The organism is Serratia oryzae (assembly GCF_001976145.1).
In the GTDB taxonomy this organism is placed as follows: Bacteria; Pseudomonadota; Gammaproteobacteria; order Enterobacterales; family Enterobacteriaceae; genus Chania; species Chania oryzae.
Window position 1 is genome coordinate 1 of the sequence record NZ_MOXD01000035.1, and the last position, 2,941, is coordinate 2,941.

General features: G+C 56.9%; 5 protein-coding genes. 1 reads left to right on the plus strand and 4 read right to left on the minus strand.

Annotated features, from left to right (window positions below; genetic code table 11):
* The 3 genes from BMI79_RS22725 to BMI79_RS22735 form a co-directional block, all read right to left on the minus strand.
* Nucleotides 1-1,450, minus strand: a 1,450-nt coding sequence (locus BMI79_RS22725) for a ShlB/FhaC/HecB family hemolysin secretion/activation protein (protein WP_076944403.1), incomplete at its 3' end; no start/stop codon positions are given.
* Nucleotides 1,451-1,626: 176 nt separating this feature from the next.
* Nucleotides 1,627-2,022, minus strand: a complete 396-nt coding sequence (locus tag BMI79_RS22730) for a DUF7828 domain-containing protein (protein WP_076944404.1) — start codon at nt 2,020-2,022, stop codon at nt 1,627-1,629.
* Nucleotides 2,013-2,411 carry a putative zinc ribbon protein gene (locus BMI79_RS22735; protein WP_076944406.1) on the minus strand — a complete coding sequence of 133 codons (399 nt, stop codon included), beginning with the start codon at nt 2,409-2,411 and terminating at the stop codon, nt 2,013-2,015. Before BMI79_RS22735 ends, BMI79_RS22730 begins: the two co-directional genes overlap by 10 nt.
* Nucleotides 2,412-2,506: 95 nt before the next feature.
* Between BMI79_RS22735 and BMI79_RS24450 the strand changes: the two genes are divergently transcribed.
* On the plus strand, nt 2,507-2,629 hold the full coding sequence (locus BMI79_RS24450) for a hypothetical protein (RefSeq protein WP_279626687.1): 123 nt from the start codon (nt 2,507-2,509) through the stop codon (nt 2,627-2,629).
* A 124-nt stretch (nt 2,630-2,753) separates the two neighbouring features.
* Here BMI79_RS24450 and BMI79_RS23860 read toward each other — a convergent pair whose 3' ends face one another.
* On the minus strand, nt 2,754-2,924 hold the full coding sequence (locus BMI79_RS23860; RefSeq protein WP_158069135.1) for a putative zinc ribbon protein: 171 nt from the start codon (nt 2,922-2,924) through the stop codon (nt 2,754-2,756).
* Between the last annotated feature and the right edge of the window lie 17 nt (nt 2,925-2,941).

Genomic DNA, 2,941 nt, shown 5'->3' on the forward strand with positions numbered 1-2,941 from the left:
GGCTGAATGGCGACCAGTTCACCTCGTTACGCCAGTAACCGCCGTTATCCCCGGACAGATACTGCTCCTTGTAACCCCGCACCGAGCTTTCGCCGCCGATAGTCAGGCGTTCGCTGCCGTATAACCGATCGGGCGACCACTGGCCGTAGACGCTGGTGAGATAGGTCCAGTTCTGCGCCAGCGGCAGGTAATAGCTGCTGGAAAACGAGGTTTTGTTGAACTCTGCTCTTGGCGCATCGTTGCTTTTACCGCTGTCGTCTTCCGCCCCCAGCCACGGCACGCCACGGCTGTAGGTCGGGTTGAAGGTGGCAAAGCCGCCCCACAGCTTCTGGCTGTGCGTCACGCCCAGCGACACACTGGTGAGCTTGCGGCTGCTGCTCTCCAGCCGGGCGTCGTTGAGGTAGTTGCGATTGATGCGGTGCGTCAGGCCCAGCGCCAGGCCGGTTTTTATCTCACTGTTGCGGAACACGACGCGGGACAGGTTGAAACGGTGCGTCTGGCTGTCGCCGCTGGAGCGCCAGTCGAAGCCCTGATTGTTGATGGTCGAGAGGTAGTCGCTGTAGGAATAGTTGTAATCCGCCAGCCAGTAGCCGTAAGGCAGGCTGACACCCGCCTGCACGCTGCGGGCATTGTGGTCGTTGGCAAAATCGCTGCTGCGCGCACCGGAGACAAACCACTGATCCGCCAACCCCAGCAGGTTATTGCCGGTCAGCGAGCCGTTGATCTGCCCGGTGCCGGTGCTTTTCTGCCCGCTGTTATCAAACCCCAGCCCCAGCATCACCGGGAATTCCGGCGTGGCGGTCAGGTTCACCACCGAATAGCCCGGCTGGCTGCCAGGCAGGATTTCAATCTTGACCGGCTGCTGGCGCAGGCGGTTGATCTGCTCCATCCCCTGTTCGAGATCCCGCAAATTGAGGATAGTACCTACCCGGCCGGGGAACGCCATTTTCAGCATCCGGTCATCGCGTTTATCCAACTGGATCTTCTCCAGTTGGCCTTCAAGAATGAGAAGCTTCAGTTCCCCGTGAGACAGATCCTGCTCGGTGAGGAACGCGCGGCTGGTGATGTAACCGCGCGCGATATACCAGTCGGAGACCTGTTGCACCAGGGTCTGGATCTGCGCCAGATTCAGGCAGCGCTGGAGATAAGGCTGCGTGAGCGTTTGCTGCGCGCTGGCAGGCAGGTGAGTGGCCCCCTCAAGACGGATGGTATTGAGGGTGAAACAGGGGCCACCTTCAGCCGCAGCGGGTGGGGCCTCTGGGCGCGCAGGGGAAATGCTGCGTTGCAGTTGCTGGCGCTGCTGCTGGTTTTGCTGCAGCAGATCACGCTGTTGCTGCTGGATGGTGTCGCGATCGGCGGGGCTGAGAAACGCGCCTGAAACCGGAAAGACTGCACAACTTACTGCGACGAGCGCACAAAAGCGCCACGCCTGCTTCCTGCATGCCAACATGGATTATCCCTGAGAAGGTGTCGAAAATGATAAGAAATGTATCAAATTATGTTGAGGATTATCCCGCGCCACAGAACAGAAAGCAAGCAGGGCAAGGCAAAATGCGTTGCTTGGGTACCCCGAATACATTAACACGGCTTGTTGCTTGCGCGACCCGTATGCCGTCTCCACCTGCATCAATAGGTTCCTGTGGGCATCAGTGTCGCCGCCTTTTCTGATCCACTGGCGGTGAGGAAGCATGCCGCCAGAGCGTCGGTAAAGACCTGCACGTTGCCTGCAATTTTGAATTCAAGCGGCGTGATTAGCCAGCCCACTGCTTTGCGCAACTCCGCGTGCCTCTCATCGGCTTTTACTTGCGGATCCAGATAGGCGCATTTCATCAATGTCCCTCGTGAAACGCTCTGCTGATCATGCTCGCACCAGGGAACTTCGCCATGCCCACCCGAATGCCACACCAGCAAGCAGTGGCAGGAAACACAGGTTCGGACACACTTTTCCAAGCTTGATACCTCTTTAGCCATCACAAAACATCCGTTGCTGTCGTTCGCCAGGTAACATTTCATCATGCGCATACGGCGACCTCCGGCTGGCTGACGTGGCTGCTGTGCTCACCATGGCAAATCAGACAATAGCGCTCCCCGTAATACCCGATGTTACACCCCGTGCAATGCCAGTCGGCTTTTCGTGCTAATGGTCGAGCATCCGGCACATAGGGATGTAGCATCTGGATACATCGTATTTCTTCACGTTCTAGCTCGACGTAGGGACACTCTCGGCCTCGGTCGGTTAATGTGTTCTGCCGATGCTCAAACCAGGGGCGTTCCGTCTGAGACTCTGGGTGGAATATCATCGCACTGCCGCAGAGATGGCAGCGGTAATGGTCGTCAGGTGCAGTCTGTGCTGTTCTGGCACCGGTCAGGCGGTTGTGACTGCCCAGCGCCATAAAAGATTTTGCATGCATCATGTTGGCTCTCCGCATGACCTTACGCCCAGGGGACATCCGTCCCTGTGTAGGCAGAAAGTCGTGCTATCGAAGGGTTTAAATGAAATCAGGCAATGAGCAGGGTGAAGCAGCCAGGTTGGTGTTCGGTGGCTGACTGGATCGTACATACCACCGAAGCTAATGACTTCACGCTGTTGCTGAGCGCCGCGTATTGCTCAACATCACCACTGGGCTGAATTGCAGTATCGGGCAAGCGTAATAGGACACGTAATGCAAGCAACCTCGGACACGGGTCAATGATTGCTTGTCGTGTGCGTTTAATGCCGTATGCGTCGAGTTGAACGAGGGAAAATGCGTCGCTCATAACCGTTGCCATTTTTCATCGTTCTTACGCTGGGAGCCAACTGGCACACTGAACATCGCACTATGGCAGAAAGTGCAAGGTTTGGCCCCCGCGTATTGGCGGTGGCACTGCGTACATATCCAGCCGGTCGCTGCGCTAACTGGGTTTACGGCGTTGATCTTTTGCATGTTGAGTTTCCTTCAAA